The 2947-nt window shown below is 65.8% G+C and carries 1 protein-coding gene; it reads right to left on the bottom strand.

What is annotated here, in order from left to right; translation table 11 throughout:
* Positions 1 to 2947, bottom strand: a 2947-nt coding sequence (locus IVA79_RS14320; protein WP_247553776.1) for an amino acid adenylation domain-containing protein, incomplete at both ends; no start/stop codon positions are given.

Here is a 2947-nt window from a genome sequence, read left to right as displayed (position 1 = left end):
CTGCGCCTCAAACAGCTCATGGATGCACTGCTCCACAGGATACGGCGCCGCCGTCCGGTTCAGCTCCTCCAGCAGATAGGTGCGCTCGTCCGCTGGCAGCAGCTCAATCCGCCCGACCGCTTGCTGCGCATCGGCAACCATCGCCCGCAGCAGCGCCAGCAGATAACCACGCTGCCGCTCGATGGTCGCGCGATCGAACAGCGCCGTGGCATAACCCAGCGTGCCAGCGATCACCTCACCCTGCTCGCCAAGGCTCAGCTCCAGATCGAACTTGACCTGATCGAAGCCGTCTGCCGCCGCCTCCACCATCAGCCCAGGAAGGTCGAACGTCCCAGCGGCGTTGTTCTGCCAGGCCAGCATCACCTGGAACAACGGCGTGTGATCAAGAGCCCGGGGCGGCTGCACGATCTCCACCACCTGCTCGAACGGCAGGTCCTGGTGCTCCTGCGCTCCCAAGGCCGTGCGCCGCGTCCGCTCCAACAGCTCCGACACGCTCGGCTCGCCCGACAGGTCCAGCCGCAGCGCCAGGGTGTTGACGAAGAAGCCGATCAGCTCTTCGATCTCGCGGCGACCGCGATTAGCGCTCGGCACGCCAATCGCAAGATCGTCCTGTCGCGACAGACACGACAGCACCGCAGCCCACCCCGCCAGCACCGTCATGAACAACGTCGTGCCTTGCTGCAGGCCCAGCCGCTTCAGCTCCCGCGTCAGCTCCGCATCAATAACGATCGGGACCGTCGCCCCCGCAAACGACTGCTGCGCCGGCCGCGGCCGGTCCGTCGGCAGCGCCAGACGGGCCGGCGCGCCAGACAGATTGTTGCGCCAATACTGCGCCTGGCGCTGCAGCCGCGCGCCCGACAGCCACTGCCGTTGCCAGGCGGCATAGTCCGGATACTGGATTGCAAGCGGCGGCAGCGGATCGCCTTCTCCGGCCACGAACGCCCGGTACAGCTGACTGAGTTCATGCGCCAACACGCCCAGCGACCAACCATCCGAGACAATGTGATGCTGCGTCAGCAGCAAGACGTGCTCCTCATCCGAGATCCGGATCAGGCGGCCACGGATCAGCGGGCCACGCGCCAGATCGAACGGCGTGCACGCCTCTTCCCTGCACAGACCCAATAGCGCCTCGTCCGCGTCCGGCCTGTCCCGCAGATCGTGCTCCACAACCGGCAGCCCCGCATCCTCCGGCAGCAGCTCCACCCAGGGCTTGCCCTCCGGCGCGACAAACACGCTGCGCAGCGCCTCATGGCGCGCCAACACACGGTCCAGGCTATGCTGCCAGGCGCTGCGGTCGAGCCCACCCTTGAGCCGCCACCCGAGCGGAATGTGATAGTTCGTGCTGCTCTGATCCAGCTGCGCCAAAAACCACAGCCGCTGCTGCGCAAACGACAGCACAAGCGGCGCGTCACGCGACACCGGCGCAATGGCTGGCAGGTCTTGCGCGCCGGAGCGGCTCAACTCATCCATGATACTCGCGGCCAGATCGGCCAGCACCGGTTTGGCAAACAGCGTGGTCAGCGGCAGTGTGAAGCCAATGGCCTGCCAGACCCGGCTCAACAGCTGCACCGCCACAAGCGAGTGCCCGCCGAGCGCAAAGAAGTGGTCGTGGCGTCCGACCCGCTCAACACCCAGAAGCTCGGCCCAGATCTGTGCCAGCGTGGTCTCGATCTCGCCTTGCGGCGCCTCATAGGCGGCGCGCGCATACGCCTCATCGTCCGGCGCAGCCAGCGCCTTGCGGTCCAGCTTGCCGTTCACCGTCAGCGGCAGCGCCGCCAGCCGCACGAACGCCGATGGCACCATGTACTCCGGCAGGTGCGCACTTAGGTGCGCGCGCAAGGCGCCGGCAAGGTCGCCGCGATCCTGTCCCTTCGAAGCTGCCTCGGGCGCAGACACCACATAGCCGACAAGGTGCTTGTCGCCGCAGCCATCCTCGCGCGCCACCACCACTGCATCACCCACCGCTGGATGCTCGAGGAGCCGCGCCGCGATCTCGCCCGGCTCGATCCGGAAGCCGCGGATCTTCACCTGCTCGTCGTTGCGGCCCAAAAACTCCAGATTGCCGTCCGGTAGGTAGCGCGCCAGGTCGCCGGTCCGGTACAGCCGGTCGCCGTCCACAAAGGGACTGGCGATGAACCGCTCCGCGGTCAGCTCAGGGCGGTTCAGATAGCCGCGCGCCACCCCCGCCCCGCCAACGTAGAGCTCCCCCACCGCACCGAACGGCACCGGTGCCCCATGACCATCCAGCAGATACACCCGCGTGTTCGCAATCGGGCGGCCAATCGGGACAATGGCGCCGTCAAACTCAGCCGGACAACTCCACGCTGTCACGTCGATCGCAGCTTCCGTCGGACCGTACAGATTGTGCAGGGCCGTCCAAGGCAAGAGGCGCCGAACCTTATGCACACTGGCGGCAGGAAGCGCCTCGCCGCTGCATAAAACTCGTCCCAGCGATGTGCAGCGGTCAACACTCTTCGCATCCATAAAGCTGACCAGCATGGATGGCACGAAGTGAACCGTCGTAATTCGCTGGTTGATGATCAAGTCGACCAATGCGTCGGGATCTCTGTGCGCACCGGGCGGCGCCAGCACCAGGGTTGCCCCTTCAAGCAAGGTCCAGAAGAACTCCCAGGCCGAGACATCGAAGCTAAATGGCGTCTTCTGCAACACGACATCAGTTGCGTTGAGACCATAGGCGTTTTGCATCCAGATCAGGCGATTAACGATAGCCCGATGCTCAATCATGACCCCCTTGGGGGTGCCTGTTGATCCGGAGGTGTAGATCACATAGGCGAGATGGCGCGAGGTCAGGCCGAGCGCACGGGGGTCCGGATCCGACGCCGGCAGATTTGCCCATTCCGGCGTCGCCGCCAGATCCACCAGCGTCAGATCGCGTAGCGCACCGTCGCCCAGCGCCGATCGCCCCGCTGCATCGGCCAGCAGCACT

It is taken from the genome of Bradyrhizobium sp. 138, from assembly GCF_023074075.1.
Lineage (GTDB): Bacteria > Pseudomonadota > Alphaproteobacteria > Rhizobiales > Xanthobacteraceae > Bradyrhizobium.
The sequence above is the reverse complement of the archived record's forward strand: the minus strand, read 5'-3'. Positions and strand labels throughout refer to the sequence as shown.